The sequence below is a fragment of the Aquimarina celericrescens genome (assembly GCF_042682765.1).
GTDB lineage: Bacteria > Bacteroidota > Bacteroidia > Flavobacteriales > Flavobacteriaceae > Aquimarina > Aquimarina celericrescens.
Window position 1 is genome coordinate 1 of the sequence record NZ_JBHUHY010000009.1, and the last position, 21,790, is coordinate 21,790.

At 35.0% G+C, this 21,790-nt stretch carries 18 protein-coding genes; 11 read left to right on the forward strand and 7 right to left on the reverse strand.

Features of this window, described 5'->3' with window-relative positions; genetic code table 11:
* Positions 1-433: 433 nt before the first annotated feature.
* The 3 genes from ACFSJT_RS10320 to ACFSJT_RS10330 are packed head-to-tail and all read right to left on the reverse strand — an operon-like array spanning position 434 to position 5,102.
* A complete protein-coding gene (locus ACFSJT_RS10320) occupies positions 434-784 on the reverse strand; it encodes a hypothetical protein (protein WP_378320180.1) in 351 nt (116 codons plus the stop codon).
* A gap of 10 nt (positions 785-794) precedes the next feature.
* Complete coding sequence (locus ACFSJT_RS10325) at positions 795-3,485, reverse strand: hypothetical protein (RefSeq protein WP_378320181.1); 2,691 nt, start codon at positions 3,483-3,485, stop codon at positions 795-797.
* Between the two features lie 24 nt (positions 3,486-3,509).
* The gene (locus ACFSJT_RS10330) at positions 3,510-5,102 is read right to left on the reverse strand and encodes a T9SS type A sorting domain-containing protein (protein ID WP_378320182.1); all 1,593 of its coding nucleotides are present in this window, start codon (positions 5,100-5,102) and stop codon (positions 3,510-3,512) included.
* A gap of 1,427 nt (positions 5,103-6,529) precedes the next feature.
* Between ACFSJT_RS10330 and dnaG the strand changes: the two genes are divergently transcribed.
* A complete protein-coding gene (gene dnaG / locus ACFSJT_RS10335) occupies positions 6,530-8,491 on the forward strand; it encodes a DNA primase (RefSeq protein WP_378320183.1) in 1,962 nt (653 codons plus the stop codon).
* On the opposite strand, the gene ACFSJT_RS10340 is transcribed toward dnaG, so the two are convergent.
* Both ACFSJT_RS10340 and nadE read right to left on the reverse strand, forming a co-directional pair.
* The gene (locus tag ACFSJT_RS10340; protein ID WP_378320184.1) at positions 8,488-9,120 is read right to left on the reverse strand and encodes a response regulator; all 633 of its coding nucleotides are present in this window, start codon (positions 9,118-9,120) and stop codon (positions 8,488-8,490) included. The two genes, dnaG and ACFSJT_RS10340, sit on opposite strands and share 4 nt — an antisense overlap.
* A gap of 141 nt (positions 9,121-9,261) precedes the next feature.
* A complete protein-coding gene (gene nadE, locus ACFSJT_RS10345; RefSeq protein ID WP_378320185.1) occupies positions 9,262-10,050 on the reverse strand; it encodes an NAD(+) synthase in 789 nt (262 codons plus the stop codon).
* A gap of 173 nt (positions 10,051-10,223) precedes the next feature.
* On the opposite strand from nadE, the gene gldB reads away from it, so the two are divergent.
* Positions 10,224-11,192, forward strand: a complete 969-nt coding sequence (gene gldB / locus ACFSJT_RS10350) for a gliding motility lipoprotein GldB (RefSeq protein WP_465252807.1) — start codon at positions 10,224-10,226, stop codon at positions 11,190-11,192.
* Positions 11,192-11,530, forward strand: coding sequence for a gliding motility protein GldC (gldC, locus tag ACFSJT_RS10355; RefSeq protein WP_378320187.1), 339 nt, complete (start codon positions 11,192-11,194; stop codon positions 11,528-11,530). The genes gldB and gldC overlap by 1 nt, the downstream gene beginning before the upstream one ends.
* Positions 11,531-11,723: 193 nt before the next feature.
* On the opposite strand, the gene yihA is transcribed toward gldC, so the two are convergent.
* Together yihA and ACFSJT_RS10365 are read right to left on the reverse strand one after the other, a co-directional pair.
* Positions 11,724-12,329 (reverse strand): ribosome biogenesis GTP-binding protein YihA/YsxC, encoded by a 606-nt coding sequence (gene yihA / locus ACFSJT_RS10360; protein ID WP_378320188.1) that lies wholly within the window; start codon positions 12,327-12,329, stop codon positions 11,724-11,726.
* Positions 12,330-12,341: 12 nt separating this feature from the next.
* On the reverse strand, positions 12,342-13,112 hold the full coding sequence (locus tag ACFSJT_RS10365) for an alpha/beta fold hydrolase (RefSeq protein ID WP_378320189.1): 771 nt from the start codon (positions 13,110-13,112) through the stop codon (positions 12,342-12,344).
* Positions 13,113-13,414: 302 nt separating this feature from the next.
* On the opposite strand from ACFSJT_RS10365, the gene mraZ reads away from it, so the two are divergent.
* The 8 genes from mraZ to murD all read left to right on the forward strand — a co-directional run bounded on the left by mraZ (position 13,415) and on the right by murD (position 21,726).
* Positions 13,415-13,882 (forward strand): division/cell wall cluster transcriptional repressor MraZ, encoded by a 468-nt coding sequence (mraZ, locus tag ACFSJT_RS10370; RefSeq protein WP_378320190.1) that lies wholly within the window; start codon positions 13,415-13,417, stop codon positions 13,880-13,882.
* A 66-nt stretch (positions 13,883-13,948) separates the two neighbouring features.
* On the forward strand, positions 13,949-14,854 hold the full coding sequence (gene rsmH, locus ACFSJT_RS10375) for a 16S rRNA (cytosine(1402)-N(4))-methyltransferase RsmH (RefSeq protein WP_378320191.1): 906 nt from the start codon (positions 13,949-13,951) through the stop codon (positions 14,852-14,854).
* 83 nt (positions 14,855-14,937) lie between these two features.
* The gene (locus ACFSJT_RS10380; RefSeq protein ID WP_378320192.1) at positions 14,938-15,249 is read left to right on the forward strand and encodes an FtsL-like putative cell division protein; all 312 of its coding nucleotides are present in this window, start codon (positions 14,938-14,940) and stop codon (positions 15,247-15,249) included.
* A gap of 5 nt (positions 15,250-15,254) precedes the next feature.
* Entirely contained in the window at positions 15,255-17,249 is a 1,995-nt protein-coding gene (locus ACFSJT_RS10385; RefSeq protein ID WP_378320193.1) for a penicillin-binding protein, read from the forward strand.
* Entirely contained in the window at positions 17,246-18,709 is a 1,464-nt protein-coding gene (locus tag ACFSJT_RS10390) for a UDP-N-acetylmuramoyl-L-alanyl-D-glutamate--2,6-diaminopimelate ligase (RefSeq protein WP_378320194.1), read from the forward strand. The genes ACFSJT_RS10385 and ACFSJT_RS10390 overlap by 4 nt, the downstream gene beginning before the upstream one ends.
* Positions 18,710-18,753: 44 nt before the next feature.
* Positions 18,754-19,986 (forward strand): phospho-N-acetylmuramoyl-pentapeptide-transferase, encoded by a 1,233-nt coding sequence (gene mraY / locus ACFSJT_RS10395; RefSeq protein WP_378320195.1) that lies wholly within the window; start codon positions 18,754-18,756, stop codon positions 19,984-19,986.
* 34 nt (positions 19,987-20,020) lie between these two features.
* Positions 20,021-20,374 carry a four helix bundle protein gene (locus ACFSJT_RS10400; RefSeq protein WP_378320196.1) on the forward strand — a complete coding sequence of 118 codons (354 nt, stop codon included), beginning with the start codon at positions 20,021-20,023 and terminating at the stop codon, positions 20,372-20,374.
* On the forward strand, positions 20,371-21,726 hold the full coding sequence (gene murD, locus ACFSJT_RS10405; RefSeq protein ID WP_378320197.1) for a UDP-N-acetylmuramoyl-L-alanine--D-glutamate ligase: 1,356 nt from the start codon (positions 20,371-20,373) through the stop codon (positions 21,724-21,726). Before ACFSJT_RS10400 ends, murD begins: the two co-directional genes overlap by 4 nt.
* Positions 21,727-21,790 lie beyond the last annotated feature (64 nt).

The following is a 21,790-nucleotide window of genomic DNA, read 5'->3' on the forward strand; positions in this document are numbered from 1 at the left end:
TGAAAAAAAATCTAAGGATCATCTCTAGAAACTTAAAAATCTTAGGTAATTTCTCTTAAATAAGTAGAAACAAATCTAAATTTACTTAGACCTACGGATTTAAGGCATAGACTAGCGGGAGCGCGGGAGCGGGGCATAAAACAATAGGCATAGGGTTCCATTCCTTTTTTTGCTCTGCAATACTCAATACTACTAGCAAGAATGGATAGGTATCGCTCTCTGGTAAATACATCTATCCAATACACTATAGCAAAGCTAACAAAGTATAAACCAGATTTGTTGTGAAATTTATAATTCCTGCTCATCGTATAGCAAAAATACAACAAGCCAATTTCATTTTTTGAAACTGGCTTGTTGTTCTCTTTCTTACTCTTACCGCCACTAGTCATAGACTAGCGGGAGCGGGGCGAAGTAGAGCTCAGCTTATTTAAAATTATGAAAATTTTAATGGTTCATTTTTCCATTCACTTAATATAATACGTGCATCAAAAGAACAGTGAGGAATATTTTTCTTCCCGATTTCTTCTAAGATAGTAATAGCGATATCTTCATAAATTGGTAACAAAGATTTTGCCACCCAAACCCTCACTTTTTCATTTTTGTGATCGAGTAAATCTTTCATTTCTTCAAATCCATAGTTTTTATCAATAAAATCTAGAGTTGATAAAATGATATCCGAATTTTTATTACCCTTTTTATGATCACCAGCCAAAGCCGCTTCATGATGTTTCTCAATAGCACTGATCAATTTTTTTTTTGCTTCTGTGACATTTTTGAATTTCATATTGATAATTTTAATCAAATATACCTAATATTCCATCCCATCCATTATCTCTTAACACTTGAAGTCCAAATTCATACTGCTCCTGAAAACTTTTATCACTTAACCATTCTCTCACAGTTTTTCCATTCGTAAATGCAGGTTTTGATTGATAATAACTAGTAACTTTTTGATGTAAACTTCCTGAGCCTGTAGGAATATCTATGATATTCTTGGTGTTGTGAATATTTGATTTACCAAACTTTTGTTGATTTAAACCCCTATGACCGCCTTGCTCAACTATATGATGAAGTGCGTTGCCTGAAGAAGCGTTACCTTCTATTCTCTTAAACGCATCAAAAGATCTATATCCTCTACCACCTGCCAAAGTTGTTCTTGCAATATCTTTCAATCTTGCTAAATATGACCTCATGGTAGCAGCTGTTATACGACCACCACCATTTACTGCCAAATAAGCTCCACCACCTCTGGATGGTGATAAAATAATCATAACATCTAAGGTTGCAAAACCTAGATCAATCAGATTTTCGACAAAACCACTTTGGTACTCAATAACCAATCTTCTATCTCTTTTTCTTAACTGATATAATTCTCCTAAAGTTTTATTATCAATATCGCTACCAACATCGACCCCCATCTTTTCTAACATTTTTCGTATGAGTTCTCCCTCAGACCCATCTCCAACACCATAATCTATAAAGGCAATCACTAAATTACCAAACCCATCAATCAAGGCATTTACAAGATCGATACCTAATTCACGACCATAAAGAGGGTCATTCATTATAAAAGGGTCATCAGGACAACAAGAGCCTTCCACCGTAAATCCCGTCTCTAAGAATTGCTCATTTTGAATAAATGGAGCTATGTCAAAATCTGAACTAGAATTTAATGAGGTTAGCATTGTGCTAACTATCTGCTGAGCTAAATCCACATCAACATTAGCAACACCAAAATTTGCAATTTCGGTGGCCAAAGTACTTACATTTGCAGGCACTTGGTTGTTATCCAAATTATTTTGAATAAGAATATTTAACAACTCTGCTTGATCTTTATGCCCAACCAACCAATCCTCCTGTGCTTGACTTAAGTTAAGAGTGTTAACAAGGTTATATACTCGAATATAGTGTTCTGCTGTAGGTAGATCACTATCAGCCATTGATAATGCACTTTGAAATAACAGTTCACTCTGAAAAAATTCAGTTTGGCTAAAACCATTATTTTTTAATTCCTGCCCAATATTATCTTCAAAAGCTAGCTGCCCAAAGGGATAAATGCCAGATAGATCAAAACCACTGAGATCAAAAATATTGGCTAAATTTTCATTCGTATATAAAGAATCATCCCAAGTTATATTTTCTCTATATAAAGCTCGCCGTATAAGGCTGCCTTCCGTATTTGGGTGTAGTGTTCCTTCAAACGCATCTGTAACATCAAAAAAACTATCCATTGGGTCTTCTGAGATTTCGTTAGATATATTCCATGTTCTGACAATACTCCCATCTAAACTGGCACCCGTGTGCCATAAAAGAATAGGATGGCCTGGTGGATATCCACCAAAATGAGAAAAAACTAATCTATCATTAACCATTGGACTACCCTGTACATGAGCGGTCATTAGATCCTTAACCATATCCATAGCCTCCTGAGAATATTTATTCTCTTCAAAATACTTTTTTACTACAGACTTAAATTGATTACTTTCTCTATAAATAAAATCACGTGCTATTGTTGGTAAAGAATTTAATGCTAGATCAAACAATACTTTGTTGTCATCTGGATCGGGGAAAGTACGTGGAGTATATCCTTCCATCAAAGGGCCATCACCCATGGCTCTAAACATCAAACTAGAGATGTCTTCAACTTCATCTTCTTCAAGGGTATAAATATTATCGGGATTACCAAATGGAAGAGATAATATGTGTCTATCTTGTTCATTAACCCAGACCATATACCGGGTCATAAATCGTATAGATCCTTCGTAACTTAGGGAGACATAATGCCTTACATGATTATTTGCTAATCGTCTGGCGATATATCCATCGGTAAGCATTCGTTCTAGACGGCTGTGTCTTTCACCATACAAAACGGCAGTCCCTCGATTGGCGTCTCTTATATTCAATTGTTCATTTAATAAATTGTCGATTTCTGAATTGGATATATCTCGAAGATATCTTCCCTGATATTTCAGATCGCCATACGAAGAAGTATTGGTAGTACCTTCACGTTGTCTTATGCTTAAAATGTCAGCGTTTCTGGTCGCGCTTTGTAAAGCTACTTCATCATATCCATCTGTTTTAAGAAGCTCGTCTACTTTATCAAAATAATCAAAAGCTAAGGCATTAGTCTCTACGTTTTGAAAATAATTTAATTGTATTTCAGTAAAATTATAATCACTTGGTAATCCAAAAGGACTATTATACATATCAAAATATGCTATTCCCGTTATGGCAGTAGCTAACAAGAGCTCTTGTTCATATAGCCATTTGTCTTTTAGCGATCCCCCAAAGTTTGATATTTCATTATTAAATATTCCTAACTGAAAAGGGGCGAAACATAAACATGATCTTTCACCTCCTGCTTTCTCGTCGCAATCTATACAACTTTTTGTTCCATCCTCAGAATATTGTACGATCTGGGCGTGGTTCAAGTTTGATACCAGGCATAATAAGCCAAGCATTATTATTTTATATATGGTTTTCATATTTTCTTAATTTGTGTGGTTAGTTTACTCTTTGATGACCATTTTACTATAGTGGGCACCGTTTACTGTCATCTGTATGATATAGGTGCCGCTAGACAACCCAGAACTATTCACTGTAATAGTTTGTGTAGCCTCTGCAGTACTTTTTTGGGTAGGAACCTGTATCCTTTGCTGCCCAAAGAAATCGTAAATCCCTACTTGTACCTCTGCTTCTTGATCCAGGGTATAGGTAATGGTAAATTGATCACTAATGGGGTTTGGTGCTATGGTGGCAAAGTTTTTGTCTATCTCTGATCCAGTACTTTGAGTATTGTTGATCATCAAGTTTTGTTCTGTTAAACTCGTTGGAACTTCTGGATAAAGAATCATAGAGAAAGGACTGCGAAGTTGCTCATGAAAATCAGTTATTAAAAGACCGGACTGCCAGGTTGTGCGGGCTACTAGTGCAGATTTTCCATCTATGACCGCCTGTTTAAGTTGCATTGATTTTATGGAATAGGTGAGTGAATCCAGATCGTTATGATCTCGCATTAAATTTTTTACCGGCAAATCAAGTTCTTTATAATTATTGCTGAATACAGCAAAGCTTATTGTCTCAAAATCGGAATTAGTATTACTTATCCATCCGGTTCCTGAACTTATTTTTTCATTCATAATAAGTTCATATACAAATTCGTCTTTATTGTACAATTCATTCGTTCTTGTAATAGAAAATGTAATAGGGATAAGCCTTTTGACACCTTTGACGAGCCAATCAAACTCTAAAAAATAGCCATTAAAAGTAGTTTTTATATTCCTGTCTCCAATAAGGGTTGTTGCAGGATCAAGCATATTAAAATTTTCTACAGTAGCTAGACGCTCCTCTGCAGAGATAGGAATCCAGTTGTTATTTTGATTTTGAAGATTTTGTAATAAATTTCTGCTGTTGTATATATCACTAGCAGATAACATTTGTAACCCTTTGGCTCGGTCTAGAGGAACACCATAGCCGAAGTAATGCATAATAGCCAACCAGTGTTTCGCCATAGGATGGTTACTACTTTCAAAATGCATTTTAGCTTTATTAGCTTGCGTTCCGCTAGTAAAATCCTCTCTTGTAGCCAAATTTTTCAGGCTCAAATAGCCTAAAATATAATGTACAATATCACTTTCGAAGCCTTGTGTAAGTAACTCCTCGAAATCTTCCGCAACATCTTGGTATTTGGGTGTTTTCTTTATACGATAAACGTTAGATAATTCATTTATGCCTCGGGCTAACATTCCTGGAGGATATTTATAATATGCTGATCTATTAAAGTAAAATGAAGACGCATCTTGAGGGTTACTATTAGGGTAAGGGTAAAAAACATCTCCTTTTTGTAAGTGAAGTAAGGCTTTGGCGTACGCGGACTTCGGACTTACTCGAGAATAATCAAGATCTGCACATGGAGTAATATAATTAATCATCGCATCAATATCTGCCCTGGGTATATGTGGCAAATATTGTTCGGCTTGTAAGATAAAATCTGCCTTTTGATCGCAGATCTCTTTGGTAAGTTCTTCCTCTTGTGAATACCCCGAGGTATACACCATACAAAGGGCCATAAATAATAAACCCCAAAAATTTGATTTGTTCATAGTTATATATATTAAATGGTTATTGATTTTTTAAAAAGTGTGGTTATCAAGCCTGCCAGAAAAAAGGCAAAACAGGTCTGGTTCACTACCTCTGGATAAGTCCATAAGGTGTGGGATTGAGATCATTTAGATTTCGAAACAAGCCTTTGGCTCACTTCAAATCTCTATTATCGGGTAAAAAGAAATCATTTTCTTTTTAAGTCATGTAGCCACAAGCTCAAAAAAGACAATGTTAGTGTACATACATGGGTGTCTCTCTTGATAAAAGTGTGTGGCTTATGTTACGGTGAAAGATGTTGGTTTGTAATCATAGTGCTATAGTTAGGTTTTAAAAATTGATATTTAGAGCTGTAAAAGTATAACACACCAGTTTCATTTTTCGGGACTGAGCTCACTTTTTTGTTAAAGTTTTACTAATGAACTATTGAACGTAAAGAAGTACTACGTTTATGTAGGAAATGAATATTCAAAAGAAAAACAGACGTTAAGCAAGAAAAAATAATAACAATCATAGGTTAGGTTTAAGAATTTATTATGGTTTGTTTAGTTTAAAAATACAAGTATCTCTCCAAGAAAAAAATTGTCTTACATAAAAAATTTGTTAATAACATTTGATAATCATGTGGTTACGGTTTCCCGTAGTTCTGGTTTAATAGAACGCTGATGTTTTTAACTATACATCTTTCATCCCATCCCAATCCTTCCCAAAGGGCTACCGTGTGTAAACAAAATTAAATACTTCAAAATAACTATATACCCCTCTCCTAAATCCCTGCCTGACGGCAAGGCAGGCTCTCCCCAACGGGGAAGAGGACTTTAAGCTTCCCTCCTTAGGAGGGATTGAGGGAGGATAGCATACAAAATAAAACTCATAAAGGATGTGTACACACGGTAGACCAAAGGGAAGATAGCAAAAAGTCCTTCCTTCTGGAAAGGATTTAGGGTAGGAGATATATTCCTATTGATCAAGTAAATAAACATCTTACAATTAGCAACGCCACGTTAAACTACAGCCTTTTCCGTAAGGTTTTTTCTTTATAATCAGCGGGCTATAATTTTAAGAGTTATTTTATTGTTTTAATCATGAAGTCTTTTAGTTTTGTCCATTGAACATAGGATCGACCTCAACTTATAGAGGCTTTATGTAAAAAAAGAAAGAGCCATTGGTACTCTAACATATTGTGCTACAAATCACAAAAACCGAAGCTTGGGTAAGAGGCTTCGGTTTTTGGTTATAGCGACCAATAAAAAACCGAAAATAATAAAAGAGAAATCGCAATTTGTACTTCAAAAAACATCGCTTACCAATCAAATGTTTAAGAATATCTTATTTTAGCATAAAAAATCAAGTAAAAGCAAATTTTAGTGTTTAATCGAGCAATCGAGTCATCCAAAAATCTAATAATCCAACAATCCAAGAACGACAAATGATCCATAAATCCACCATAGATGCTGTTTTTGATGCCGCTCGGTTAGAAGAGGTTATTGGTGATTTTGTACAGTTAAAAAAGGCGGGTAGTAATTTTAAAGGCCTTAGTCCGTTTAGCGACGAGAAGACACCTTCATTTATGGTGTCGCCAGTCAAACAGATCTGGAAAGATTTCTCGAGTGGAAAAGGGGGTAATGTCGTTGCTTTTTTAATGGAGCATGAGCATTTTACCTATCCCGAAGCCATAAAATATTTGGCCAAGAAGTATAATATCGAAGTTCAGGAAACCGAACAAACAGACGAACAAAAACAACAGGCAGATGAGCGCGAAAGTATGTATTTGGTAAGCGAATTTGCCAATACATTCTTTCAGAATTCGTTACACAAAACAGAACAAGGTAAAGCCATAGGATTATCTTATTTTAAAGAACGTGGATTTACAGAGGAGACTATCAAAAAATTTGGATTAGGATATTCTCCAGACTCCTGGGATGCGTTTACAACCGAGGCCATAAAGAAAGGATACCAATTAAAATATCTTGAAAAAACAGGCCTCACTATTGTAAAAGAAGAAAAACAATTTGATCGATTCAAAGGTAGAGTTATGTTTCCTATACAGTCGATGTCTGGTCGTGTACTTGGTTTTGGCGGAAGGATATTAACGAATGAGAAAAAAGCGGCAAAGTATCTTAATTCTCCAGAAAGCGATATCTATCATAAGAGTAAAGTCTTATACGGAATTTATCATGCAAAACAATCCATAGCCAAGGAAGACAATTGTTATCTTGTAGAGGGATATACAGATGTTATTCAGTTTAACCAGACGGGCGTGAATAATGTAGTTTCTTCTTCGGGAACTGCATTAACCTCAGATCAAATTCGACTTATAAGTAGGCTTACCAAAAATATCACGGTACTTTTCGACAGTGATGCGGCAGGTATGAGAGCCTCAATAAGGGGGATAGATTTGATTCTGGAGCAGGGAATGAATGTTAAAGTGTGTAGCTTTCCAGAAGGTGAGGACCCCGATAGCTTTGCAAAGCAAAATACGCTGGAAGAGTTAACCTTGTATCTCGAAGAAAATGTACAAGACTTCATTAGTTTTAAAGCTTCTCTATTACAAAAGGAATCTAAGAACGACCCCATAAAAAAAGCAGAACTTATTCGGGATATGGTGACCAGTATTTCTAAAATCCCAGATGTGATCAAACGTGAAATATACGTAAGAGAGTGTTCGCGAATTATGGATATTTCAGAAGATGTACTTTTTGATACCTTGGCACAAATACGCAATATTGATGTAAAAGATCAGCGCAAACAACAAAAGCAAGAAAAGAAATCTCTTGAGATAGTTACATCAGATGCTGCCAAATCACCAAAGGTTGATGAGCAATATGAGCTGGAGCGTAAAATCATAGAGATATTGTTGCTTTATGGTCAACGAGAAGAAGAGTTTGAAGATTTAATTCTTAAAGAAAATGACGACGGCGAACTTGTTTTAGAACCAGAGATTTATACGACAAAGGTTTTTGAGAAAATCTATCTTGATTTGCAAGACGACGAAATTGAGTTTACCAGTAACGTTTTTATGCAGGCATATTCTATTTTGATAGAGCGATTGCATCAGGAGGAAGATTTTAAGATAGAAAGTTTTATTAATCACATTCCTTCTGAAATGGCTTCAGAGATTACTGCAATTATGATGAATGAAGAGCGATATTCTTTACATCGTTGGCACGATATGGAAATTCACGTAAAGCAAAAAGAGTATACGGTTTCTCAATATGTAAGTGATATTATCTTGAATTTAAGAAGGTTTTTAATCTCCCAAAAAGTAGAAGAGCTCTCACAAGAAGTGAAAGCTCAGAATACCGATGATAACCAAGAATCCATTCAGGATATAATGGATTATCTTTCTTTAAAAAGGATTTTATCTGAAAAGCTTAATAGGGTTGTTTAGCTAATATGCAAAAGTCTTGACTGATGTATTAGATCAGCAAGGTTGTCTACTTTTAGTTTCTTAAGTAATCTCGTTTTATAAGTACTTACCGTCTTTTCGTTAATAGACAGTGTAGTAGCAATGTCTTTATTTCGCTTGCCAGATGATAAAAGATTAAGAACTTCAATTTCTCTTGATGATAGTTTTTTATACTTCACAACCATATTATTCTCACTAGCATTTCCGTTTGCTAATTGTTGTGTGAGGTTGTCGTTTAGATAAATTCCTCCGCGTGCAACACGTTCGATAGCTTTTTTTAAGGTTTTGGTAGCTACGGTTTTAGATAAATATGCAGAAGCTCCAGCTTTTATGGCGCTCAAGGCATACATTTCTTCTGGATGTGAGCTAAAGATAATCACTTTTATTCCGGCGAATTCTTTTTTTATGGTTCTTAAAGCCATTATCCCGTTAATTTGGGGAAGATCCAACTCCATAATAAGTACATCTGGAGTGTTAGCTTTCAAAACGTCATACATTTCGTTTCCATTACTTACTTTGCCTATAATCTCATAATCTTCAGAGTGGCGAAATAAAGAAACGATCCCTTTCCTAGTAATTGGATGATGATCAGCGATTAATACGGTTGTCATTCTTGTTTACGATTGTTAATATTAGTTTAAATTTTAGATTTTAACATCTGTTAGGCTAGGGGTAACTTTTATCTTGATGCAAAATTACTAAGAACTAGCCGTCGTAAACTTTTTTTTATTCGATTATCGATAAAGTGTTGATTATAATAGATTAACGGGTATTTTACACACTGGAATCGGGTTCATTTTATGTTGGTTTACGGTATTTAGACGGATAAAAATTTCAAATACCTTTTGTTGTCTTCCTACAAAATCATCGATATTCTTACCTTGGTCTTTCATTTTCATAGCCCATTCTAATTCATCATAACTAGCCCCGATTTGATCCTCGTCGCTTCTACTGTCTCCAAATAATCCATCGGTTGGTGCTGCAATTAGTATAGAATGTGGTACTTCAAGTGCTTTTCCTAAAGCATAAACCTCACTTTTCATTAAATCTGCTATTGGACTTAAATCTACACCACCGTCTCCATATTTAGTATAAAAACCAACTCCAAAATCTTCTACTTTGTTTCCAGTCCCTACTACCAGATATTTGTGCAAACCCGCAAAATAATAAAGTGTGGACATTCTTAATCGTGCCCTGGTATTTGCCAGAGACAAATCCAACTGTTCACTAGATGGTGTTTTGGGAACAGCTAATTTGAATTCTTCAAAAACCGGAGTAAGATTAACACGAACATCAGTAACATTAGCAAATCGCTTTTTTAATTGCAAGATATGCTCTTGTGCTCTTGTGACTTGACTTTGAGCCTGATGTATTGGCATTTCTACACAAAGAGTTCGTAAACCAGTATTTGCACATAACGAAGAAGTAACAGCGCTATCTATTCCTCCACTTACCCCCACCACAAAACCTTCTATATTGGCTTTAATTGCATAATCTTTTAGCCAATTTGTAATGTGATCTATTACTTTTTTCGTTTGCATATTCTAGTGTTTATTATTTCAGTTGAAAAGAATAACCTTAATTCTTTCGATTATGTTATTTTTAAATTCACGATTCGTAATTCGTTGCATTATCTTTGCGACCATAAAATTAATAAAAAAAGATGGCGTTCTGTAGCAATAGAAATTATTTGAACATATATTGTAATTTAATGATGAATAGTGCTAAATTGTTAAAATGTGTAGTGATTTTTTGCCTTTTATTTTCTTGTAAGAATGAAAGTAGCGTAGAAAAAGAAATAGCTAACATTCCTGTTGAAATAGAAATTGAACGGTTTGATCAACTATTTGCCAGATTGACTCAGGAAAACCTACCCGATCTAAAAACCAAGTATCCCTTTTTGTTTTCAGAGAAATATGCAGACAGTATATGGGTTAAAAAAGCTAAAGACACTATTCAGGTTGAATTGAACGAAGAAGTAGGAAAAGTTTTTGCAGATCTTTCTAAAGAAAAAAAACAATTAGAATCTCTCTTTCAACATATAAAGTTTTATTTCCCTGAAATTAAAGAGCCAAGGGTGGTTACCATTACTTCTGATGTAGATTATAGAAATAAAGTAGTAATCGCAAAAGATCTGCTGATAATTTCACTGGATACATATTTGGGCGAGGACCATCACTTTTATGAAAGCATTCAAAAGTATTTAAGACAAAATTTTAAAAGAGAACAAATACTGCCCGATGTAGCTTCAATGTATGCAAAGAATCTAGTTGGACCCATACGAGAACGAACGTTTTTGGGTAATCTTGTTTCTTTTGGAAAAGAGCTATATTTCAAGGATTTATTCTTGCCAAATTTTAGTAAAGCTCAAAAAATAGGATACACACAGGATCAATATACATGGGCCGAAGCCAACGAAGAACAAATCTGGAGATATTTTGTAGATAGACAATTATTGTACAGTACAGATAGCGATCTTTTGCCTAGATTTTTGTATCCTGCACCTTTTTCGAAGTTTTACCTTGAAGAAATTGATAAAGAAGCACCCGATAGAATAGGTCAATTTATAGGATGGCAAATTGTAGCTTCCTATATGAAAAATAACAATGTATCTTTGCGGCAATTATTATTGGCAGATGCTGAAACAATTTTTAATAAATCAAAATATAAACCCGCGCGATAATGGCAATTGAACATAAATCTGAAATTAAAATAGATATAGCACTAGACGAAAACCGTATTCCTGAGCAATTAAAATGGACAGCAAAAGACGGCGGCGTTGAAAATGAAGAAACAAAGGCAATGCTTTTGTCTGTTTGGGATAGCAAAAATAAGGAAAGTCTTCGTATAGATTTATGGACCAAGGATATGCCTGTAGACGAAATGAAGATCTTTTTTCATCAAACGCTGGTGGCTATGAGTGATACCTTTTATCGTGCTACACAGGACGAAAAAATGTCTGCAACCATGAAAGATTTTTGTGACTACTTTGCCGAAAAATTAGAGTTGAAGCAACAGTAACCAAAAAGTTTTTACAGTTCTTGGAACAAATTTTGAAAACAGGAATTATGAGTAAAATATTAATTTTTATATATAATACCAGTACTAATATTTGGAGTAAATGCTTAGGCTATATAAAAATGATAATCATATCTACTTATACTTATTGACTTTGTGGTCATCAAATTAATTAAAGAGCTCCAAAGCCAATGACTTAAGAGTTTTTTAACTGAGAGTTTATTTCATTGATATAATTAAGTAAATCATCTTTACCTAAACCCGTTGACGATGAAGTAATAAAGTAATTAGGCATTTCTTCCCAATATTTCAACATTTCCTCAATGTAACTATTAATTTGGATGGGTAACTTGTTTTTAGAAAGCTTATCTGCTTTAGTAAATATGATAGAAAAAGGTATTTGATTTTCGCCAAGCCATTGCATAAACTCGAGGTCTATTTTTTGAGGTTCGTGCCGGCAATCTACCAATACAAATGCAGAAACTAATTGCGTACGTTTAGAAAAATAAGCAGTGATAAATTTCTGAAATACTTTTTTTGCGGATTTCGATACCCGGGCATAACCATATCCTGGTAAATCGACCAGAAACCACGTTTTATTAATGATAAAATGGTTGATTAATTGTGTTTTTCCGGGTCGTCCAGAGGTTTTTGCCAGACTCTTACGACTAGTAAGCATATTGATTAATGAAGATTTGCCAACATTTGATCTTCCTATAAAAGCATATTCAGGTAGTTTATCCTTAGGACATTTGGTAACATCGCTGTTACTCATGACAAACTCAGCGCTGCTAATTTTCATGATAAATTATGATTAGAAATTACGTTCTTGTAGCCAGTTATGAAGTAAATTATTGAACTCTTCAGGATGTTCCATCATAGCGGCATGGCCACATTTATCGATCCAATACAAATCAGAATCTGGTAATAAACGGTCAAAATCATCTGCTACTTCTGGCGGCGTAACATTGTCATTTTTACCCCATATAATACATGTTGGAGTATGCATTTTCGGGAGATCTTTTGCCATATTATGACGTATTGCGCTTTTCGCAATGGCCAAAGTTCTTATCAATTTATTGCGATCATTAACAGTGGCGTATACTTCATCCACAATTTCTTTGGTGGCTATTGCTGGGTCATAAAATACATTCTCTGCTTTGGCTTTGATATAATCATAGTCACCACGTTTGGGATAACTTTCACCCATAGCACTTTCATAAAGTCCAGAACTACCAGTTATTACAAGTCCTTTTATTTTGTCAGGATACAATTTGGTACTTAAAAGAGCAATATGTCCTCCCAGTGAATTTCCCAGAAGAATTACTTCTTTGTTTCCATATCCTAAGTGATCAATAAAGTCTTTGAGGTATTTGGCATAGGTACTAACCTTAGTTTTTATTAATGGTAAAGTGTAGACAGGAAGTTCAGGAATCAATACTTTGTATCCATGTTCTGGGAAATAAGAACTTACACCTTCAAAGTTGCTTAAGCCACCCATCAATCCATGTAAAATGATGATTGGTGTACCGTCTCCTATATCTAGATAACTAAATTTTCCGTCTTTTTTTAATTCGTGCTCCATTAATACTTCTTACAAGAATTAAAAGCAAATATAGCATTTTCATAATAAGTTTTAAGATTTTTTATCAATACTACAGAATGATTTTTTATAATTCTTTTCCCTACAGATTATTTGATGCTCAAAGTGTTCGAACCATGGATTTTACAAGCTTTAGGTTAGCGCGCTGATAAACAATTTTTTAAAGTTTTTAAGTATTCGAGGTGTGTTTTTTGAATTACAACTTATTAACAATGTGGTAAATTGTGGTAAATTGTGGTAAATTTTTCAATATATTTGGCTAATTAAACGTTTAGGGAAACGAAGTGGTAAATCTAATCGGGACATATGAATGTAAGGCAGACGCAAAGGGGCGTCTCATGATGCCTGTGGCTTTTAAAAAGCAACTTTCACCTGTGCTACAAGATGGTTTTGTATTAAAAAGATCAGTATTCCAGACATGTTTGGAGCTGTATCCAATGGAAGAATGGAATCTTTTGATGCAAAAAATCAACAAACTTAACCGCTTTAAGAAAAAGAACAATGATTTTATTAGAAGATTTACTGCGGGTGTAAAAGTTGTAGAAATAGACAGTGCTGGCCGTCTTTTGATACCTAAAGATTTAATCAGCTTCGCAGGTATTACCAAAGAACTGGTGTTATCCTCTGCTGTTAATATTGTTGAGATTTGGGACAAAAATCAATATGAAAAGGCAATTGATGATGTTACCGTAGATTTTGCAGATCTCGCAGAAGAGGTTATGGGGTTTGATGAAGATATTAATCAAGGGTAGAGAAGAAGCAATAGTGAATCATTCTTATTGTTTTAAAACAGTTTGAGTAAGATTAGAAAGTAATAAATGGAACAAACCGAATATCATAATCCAGTTTTGCTGAAGGAAACCGTAGATGGTCTTGCTATTAAGCCAGATGGGGTGTATGTCGATGTTACTTTTGGTGGAGGTGGGCATTCAAGAGAGATTTTGAAAAGATTGGGTCCAGAAGGTAAGCTGTTCGCTTTTGACCAGGATCAGGATGCCTTGGATAATGTGATAGATGATGATAGGTTTACGTTGATCAATGAAAATTTCAGATTCATCAAGCGCTTTCTTAGATTTCACGGAGTAAGAAAAGTAGATGGAATTCTTGGGGATTTTGGGGTTTCGTCTCATCAGTTTGATGTAGCGGAAAGAGGGTTTTCTACACGGTTTGAAGCAGATTTAGACATGAGGATGGATCAAAAAGGTGCGCTTTCGGCGTATGAGGTAATCAACAAATATGAAGAAGCAGATCTTCGAACAGTGTTTTTAGAATATGGTGAATTGCGAAATGCTCCGAAACTGGCACGAGCTATAGTAGAGGTAAGAAAAGAAAAACCTATAAAAACAAGTGTAGGGCTAAAAGAGGTGTTAAGTCCTTTTTTACCCAAGCATAAAGAGCACAAAATATTGGCTCAAATATATCAGGCGATACGGATTGAGGTGAATCAAGAGATCGATGTTTTGAAGGAGTTCCTGATGCAAACGTCAGAGTTGCTGGAAAAAGGAGGAAGGATAAGTTTGATCTCATACCATTCTTTAGAAGACAGGCTGGTCAAAAGATTTATACGAAGTGGGATGTTTGAGGGTGAGCCAGAGAAAGATTTATATGGTAATGTGTCAGTACCGTTCAGGAAAGTTGGTGGTTTAATAGTTCCAACTCAGAAGGAGATTAAAGAGAATAATAGAGCGCGTAGCGCTAAGCTTAGAATAGCTGAAAGAATATAATTGAGTAATAATATTCAAGATGATATCAATCAATATGAATAGTAGCAAATTCTAATTGGCGCTTGAAAATGTTAAGATAAAAGATGAAACAAACAGTGTATGACATATTAAAAGGAAAGTTTCTTATCGCTGATGATGCGATGAAAAACTGGAGGATGTTGTTGTTTCTTTCTTTTTTGGCAATCATCATGATTGCAAGCTCTCATAATGCTGAAAGTAAGGTGCATGAGATTGCCAGATTAAATGATGAAGTAAGAGAATTAAGAACACAATTTGTAGATGGAAAAACAGAATTGATGAGGCTTAAAATGGAGTCTTCTATTATAAAAAAGATGACTCGTGAAGGATTAAAACGTCCCACAACCCCACCACAAAAGATAATAGTAAAAAACTAAGCAGTTTGGCAATAAAAGAAAGAAACATATTAAACCGGTTGTATTTTATAGCAGCATGTATGTTCATTTTTGCCGTTGCGGTATTAATAAAGTTGGTGAATATACAATTTGTAGAAGGTGACATGTATCGGCAAAAGGCTCAGGAAAGAGTTTTTAAGACCTTTGATATTCCTGCAAATCGAGGAAACCTTTATGACAGTAAAGGGAACCTGTTAGCAACGTCAGTTCCAAAGTATAATATTAGGTTTGACGCCCTTACAGTAACTGATAAAGATTTTAGAGAATATGTAAAACCACTATGTGAAGCACTTTCTAAAGAATTTGGAAAGCCGGTTACATATTACGATAAGATGATAAGAACGGCACGAGCAAATAAGAATAGGTACTTGCTGATTCGTAGAAATCTTGGCTATTCTCAGTACATGAGAGTTAAAGAGTTTCCTTTGTTTGAGTTTGGTTCTAATCGAGGTGGTTTAATAGTAGAACAAAGTACAGTAAGAGAACATCCAATAGGTAAAATTGCAGAACGTACTGTGGGGTACGAAAGAAGGGATGAAAATGGGTATTATACCAGAGTAGGATTAGAAGGAGCTTACGGGCCTTTTTTAAGAGGTAAAGAAGGAAAACGCAAAAAACAAAAAATAGCAAAAAATCAATGGAAACCAATCGGAGATGCTAATGAAGTAGAACCGCAAGATGGTTATGATGTTGTTTCTACAATTGATGTGAATATACAGGATATTGCACATCATGCATTACTGGGTCAATTAGAAAGATTTGAAGCAGAACACGGCACTGTGGTGGTCATGGAAACCAAAACAGGAGAGATAAAGGCAATCTCTAATCTTGGTCGAACCAAAGCCGGTAAATATTATGAAAAACTGAACTATGCAGTTGGTGAATCTCATGAACCTGGATCTACTTTCAAATTAATGACCATGGTGGCCGCATTGGAAGATAGGGTGATTGATTCAAGTTATGTAGTTGATACTGAAAACGGAAGAGTAAAATTTTATGATAGAATCGTAAGAGATTCTAAATGGGGCGGGTACGGAAAAATATCTGCTGCAAAGGCTTTTGAACTTTCTTCAAATACTGCTTTTGCAAAAATGATTAATAATAATTATAAAGATAATCCTAGAAAGTTCGTCGATCGTCTGATCAACATGGGTCTAGGAGAGACTCTTGGTTTATCCATCAAAGGAGAAGGAATTCCTAAAATTCCATATCCCGGAGATAAAGACTGGTATGGGACCACTTTACCGTGGATGGCTCACGGTTATGGCGTTGCTCTTACCCCTCTACAAACATTGGCTTTTTATAACGCAATTGCTAATGACGGCGAAATGGTGAAGCCTAGATTTATTAAAGAAGTAAAGACCTGGGATAAAACCAGGGAAAGATTCGATAAAGAAATTATTAACCCTACGATTTGTTCTAAGAAGACAGCCAAAATTGTACAAGAGATGATGAAGAATGTGGTAAGAAGAGGAACGGCTGATAATATTCGGAGTGATAATTTTCTTATCGCAGGAAAAACAGGAACCTGTTGGGGTAATTACGGGAAAGATAAAGAGCGGGAGTATATATCATCTTTTGCAGGATATTTTCCTGCAGATAAACCCATTTACTCATGTATTGTAGTAATTCATAAGCCCAATAAAGAAAAAGGCTATTATGGTAGCGAGGTAGCAGCACCTGTATTTAAAACTATTGCTACAAAAATATATAATGATATACCGGTTATCGATGAGGTGTCTTATACAGTGGTTGAAAGCAATTCTGTAGTGAATAGCTATAAAAAATATTTTCATAATGCTCAGAAGTATAAAACTATTATGCCCAATGTAAAAGGAATGCCCGCAATGGATGTAATTTCTCTTTTAGAAAATATGGGGCTTAAAGTAGAGTTGAAAGGGGCAGGTAAGGTTGATAAGCAATCTATAGAGCCTGGTGCCAAAGTCAAAGAAAATGAAATTGTTAGACTAGAATTATCGTGACACAGTTAAAAGACATATTGTATAAGGTTTCTATCAATGCAGTAGTAGGTAATACAACTACCAGTATTGACAAGATTGAATTTGATTCTCGAAAAATATCTCAGGATGATGTTTTTGTGGCGATTCGCGGTAATGTTTCAGATGGACATGATTTTATAGCAAAAGCAATTGATCTAGGTGCTAAAGCTATCATTTGTGAAGAAATTCCCGATATCCAGGTAAATGGGATTACTTACATAGTTGTTCAGGATACTAAGTCAGCATTAGCCATTATGGCATCTAATTATTATAATGCTCCTTCAGAAAACTTAAAGCTGGTAGGCGTAACTGGTACAAATGGCAAAACCACCATAGCTTCATTGTTATACCAACTTTTTAAGAAGGCAGGTTTTAAGGTAGGTTTGCTCTCGACGGTTAAAATTCTGGTAGATACCAAGAAATACCAAGCTACGCATACAACACCTGATTCTTTAACAATTAATTACTATCTCAAAGAAATGAATGAAGAGGGAGTAGAATATTGTTTTATGGAGGTTAGTTCGCACGGGATTCATCAAAAACGTACAGAAGGGCTTGTGTTTGCAGGAGGTATTTTTACAAATCTATCTCATGATCATCTTGATTATCACAATACCTTCAAAGAGTACAGAGATGTAAAAAAGGCCTTTTTTGATGAATTATCATCGAATGCGTTCGCTTTGACAAATAAAGATGATAAAAACGGAGCTTTTATGCTTCAGAATACCAAGGCAAAACAATATACCTATGCTTTAAAGTCATACGCAGATTATCGAGGGCAGATTTTGGAGAATAATTTAGAAGGATTGTTACTCAAATTAAATGAACATGAGGTTTGGACAAAACTTATTGGGAGTTTTAATGCCTACAATGTATTAGCAATTTTTGCGACTGCAGAACTACTTGGTTTAGAAACATTAGAGACACTTCGGCTATTAAGTGATTTGCAAAGTGTAAGCGGTAGATTTCAATATTTGATTTCAGAAGAAAAAATAACAGCCATTGTAGATTATGCGCATACCCCCGATGCCTTAAAAAATGTCCTAGAAACCATAAATGATATACGTACTAATAACGAGACATTAATTACAGTAGTTGGATGTGGTGGAGATAGGGATAAAATGAAACGCCCGGTCATGGGTAATATTGCAGCAAAATTGAGCAATAAAGCCATTTTTACCAGTGATAATCCTAGAACAGAAAATCCTGATCAGATTATTGAAGATATTGAGAAAGGAGTAGAGCCACAGGATTATAAAAAGACATTGTCAATAACCGATAGGAAACAAGCAATAAAAACAGCTTGTCAATTAGCCGAGAAAGATGATATCATTCTCATTGCAGGTAAAGGCCATGAAACCTATCAAGAAATTAATGGTGAACGAATTGATTTTGATGATTTTAAAATAGTGAAAGAAGAATTAGAAAAACTAAACAAATAAAATCCTTTTCGCACTCTGGATCAGAGTACGAAAGGTAGTGACCTATGCTATACTATTTATTTGAATATTTGGAAAGCGAGTACCAGTTCCCGGGGGCAACGTTGTTTCGATTCATCACTTTTAGAGCAGCAATTGCGATCATATTATCATTGTTGCTTTCTACAATTTATGGTAGACGAATTATAAGATTTCTAAGGAAAAAGCAGATGGGAGAAAGTATTCGTGAATTAGGTCTAGAAGGTCAATCAGAAAAAGCGGGGACGCCAACAATGGGAGGAGTAATTATTATTTTATCCACTTTGGTTCCCGTTTTGTTGTTTGCCAAGCTTGATAACATTTATGTGATCCTGCTCATCATAACCACATTGTGGATGGGGATTATTGGCTTTACTGATGATTTTTTAAAAATTAAAAAGAAAGATAAAGAAGGTTTAGCAGGAAAATTTAAGGTGATTGGTCAAGTAGGACTGGGACTCATAGTGGGATGTATCATGTATTTTCATAATGACATCACGGTTAGACAGGAAAAAGCGAATGCAGACACTGTAGCGGTAGAACGTTCGAATAATGAAAGTGATGATTTTAATCCGGCTATCAAATCTACCAAAACGACAATTCCATTTTTCAAAAATAACGAATTTGACTATTCAGATCTAATAACATGGATAGGTCCTGAAATGGAAAAATATGCTTGGTTAATTTTTATTCCAATAGTCATATTTATCGTAACGGCAGTATCAAATGGGGCTAATCTTACCGATGGGATAGATGGGTTAGCTGCTGGATCCTCTGCAATTATAGTACTTACGTTAGCACTTTTTGCTTGGGTTTCGGGTAATATCATTTTTTCAGACTACCTCAATGTAATGTACATCCCTAATTCTGGTGAGATGACCATTTTTATCACGGCATTTGCAGGATCGCTAGTAGGTTTCTTATGGTATAATACATATCCTGCTCAGGTTTTTATGGGGGATACGGGTAGTTTGACAATAGGCGGGATTATAGCAGTGATAGCAATCGCGATTCGTAAAGAGTTCTTAATACCTATTCTTTGCGGAATATTTTTCATAGAAACCCTATCGGTGATGATGCAGGTAAGTTGGTTTAAGTATACAAGGAAGAAATATGGGGAAGGAAGAAGGATATTTTTAATGTCTCCTTTACACCATCATTATCAGAAAAAGGGAATACATGAGAGTAAGATCGTTGCAAGATTTTGGATTGTGGGAATTTTTCTGGCAATTATAGCAGTAATCACATTAAAAGTAAGATAAAATTTAAGATATACGATTTTGGATTGACGAATTTATGAAAGAAGTATTAAAAGATAGAACTAAAACATTTGCAATTGATTGCTGGAATTTATGCGGAAAGTTTCCTGTTACTAGAGAGTATGATGCCTATTGCAGACAATTAATTGGATGTTCCAGTTCTGTTGGCGTAAATTATCGTGCAGCTTGTCGAGCCAAATCCAATGACGATTTCATTAATAAGTTAAAAATAGTTGAAGAAGAGGCTGATGAAAGCATGTATTTCTTGGACATTTTTTTAAAAGTTTCTGATAAAGAACATCAGGAAATAAAAAGATTGTCGAAAGAAGCGAATGAATTATTATCAATAACTGTGGCTTCAATTAAAACAATAAGAAATCGTAAATCGTGAATCATAATTCAAAAATACAAAAACGACTAGTGGTTTTAGGTGCAGGAGAAAGCGGGGTAGGTACTGCTATTCTGGGAAAAAAAGAAGGATATGACGTTTTTGTTTCTGATAAGGGAACAATTACAGACCACTATAAAGAAGTTCTTAGAAATTTTGAAATCGAATGGGAAGAGCAGCAGCATACAGAGAATAAAATTCTGAATGCTGATATCGTGATGAAGAGTCCTGGAATTCCTGATAAGGTTGATTTGGTGCAAAAACTCAAGGGAAAAGAAATTCTAGTAGTGTCAGAGATAGAGTTTGCCTCAAAATATACTAAGGCAACAATAGTAGGAGTAACCGGAAGTAATGGAAAAACCACTACCACAATGCTTACTCATTATATATTGAAGCATGGCGGACTTGAGGTAGCTATGGCGGGAAATATTGGAGATAGCTTTGCCAGACAAGTTGCAGAATATGATGCTCCTTTTTATGTGTTAGAACTTAGTAGTTTTCAGTTAGACGGAATTAGAGATTTTGCTCCGCATATAGCTGTTTTAACCAATATTACACCTGATCATCTGGATCGATACGAAGATAAGTTTGAAAATTATATCGCATCAAAATTCAGAATTACAATGAATCAAAATGAAGATGATTATTTCATTTATGATGCAGATGATGAAGTGATAACGAACAACCTGAAAAAACATCCCATTCGATCAAGATTACTACCATTTTCATTAAAAAGAAAACTGGAAAACGGGGCTTATTTAGAAGAAGGAAATATAAAAATAACTATAGATAACAACAAATTCATCATGCCAACAACAGATTTATCATTAAAGGGGAATCACAACGTGAAAAACGCAATGGCCGCGGCTACTGTATCACAATTATTGAAAATACGAAAGGTTACTATTAGGGAGTGCCTCGAAAACTTCCACGGTGTGGAACATAGACTGGAGAATGTATTAAAAATAAATAATGTACAATATATTAATGATTCTAAAGCTACGAATGTTAATGCTACTTTTTATGCGCTAGATGCTATGAAATCTGCCACAGTATGGATCGTTGGCGGCGTAGATAAGGGTAATGATTACTCAGAATTGTATTCACTTGTTAATGAAAAAGTGAAAGCAATTATCTGTCTTGGTGTTGATAACACTAAGATTATTAATGCTTTTGGTAACTGTGTTGATAATATTTCCGAAACGCAATCCATGAAAGAGGCGGTAAATATGGCTTATAAAATAGCCGAGCGAAATGAAAATGTTTTATTGTCTCCGGCCTGCGCAAGTTTTGACTTATTCAAAAATTATGAAGAAAGAGGAAGACAGTTTAAAGAAGCGGTAAGAGAATTATAAATAAACAGAGAATACATAAAATTATACAAAGAAGGGTGGATAGATAACTACGATAATAAAAACT

What these genes read in the sequence shown, in the direction of transcription:
- ACFSJT_RS10320 (WP_378320180.1), bottom strand. Translation starts at nt 784, where the DNA reads ATGAAATTCAAAAATGTCACAGAAGCAAAAAAAAAATTGATCAGTGCT.
- ACFSJT_RS10325 (WP_378320181.1), bottom strand. Translation starts at nt 3,485, where the DNA reads ATGAAAACCATATATAAAATAATAATGCTTGGCTTATTATGCCTGGTA.
- ACFSJT_RS10330 (WP_378320182.1), bottom strand. Translation starts at nt 5,102, where the DNA reads ATGAACAAATCAAATTTTTGGGGTTTATTATTTATGGCCCTTTGTATG.
- dnaG (WP_378320183.1), top strand. Translation starts at nt 6,530, where the DNA reads ATGATCCATAAATCCACCATAGATGCTGTTTTTGATGCCGCTCGGTTA.
- ACFSJT_RS10340 (WP_378320184.1), bottom strand. Translation starts at nt 9,120, where the DNA reads ATGACAACCGTATTAATCGCTGATCATCATCCAATTACTAGGAAAGGG.
- nadE (WP_378320185.1), bottom strand. Translation starts at nt 10,050, where the DNA reads ATGCAAACGAAAAAAGTAATAGATCACATTACAAATTGGCTAAAAGAT.
- gldB (WP_465252807.1), top strand. Translation starts at nt 10,224, where the DNA reads ATGAATAGTGCTAAATTGTTAAAATGTGTAGTGATTTTTTGCCTTTTA.
- gldC (WP_378320187.1), top strand. Translation starts at nt 11,192, where the DNA reads ATGGCAATTGAACATAAATCTGAAATTAAAATAGATATAGCACTAGAC.
- yihA (WP_378320188.1), bottom strand. Translation starts at nt 12,329, where the DNA reads ATGAAAATTAGCAGCGCTGAGTTTGTCATGAGTAACAGCGATGTTACC.
- ACFSJT_RS10365 (WP_378320189.1), bottom strand. Translation starts at nt 13,112, where the DNA reads ATGGAGCACGAATTAAAAAAAGACGGAAAATTTAGTTATCTAGATATA.
- rsmH (WP_378320191.1), top strand. Translation starts at nt 13,949, where the DNA reads ATGGAACAAACCGAATATCATAATCCAGTTTTGCTGAAGGAAACCGTA.
- ACFSJT_RS10380 (WP_378320192.1), top strand. Translation starts at nt 14,938, where the DNA reads ATGAAACAAACAGTGTATGACATATTAAAAGGAAAGTTTCTTATCGCT.
- mraY (WP_378320195.1), top strand. Translation starts at nt 18,754, where the DNA reads ATGCTATACTATTTATTTGAATATTTGGAAAGCGAGTACCAGTTCCCG.
- ACFSJT_RS10400 (WP_378320196.1), top strand. Translation starts at nt 20,021, where the DNA reads ATGAAAGAAGTATTAAAAGATAGAACTAAAACATTTGCAATTGATTGC.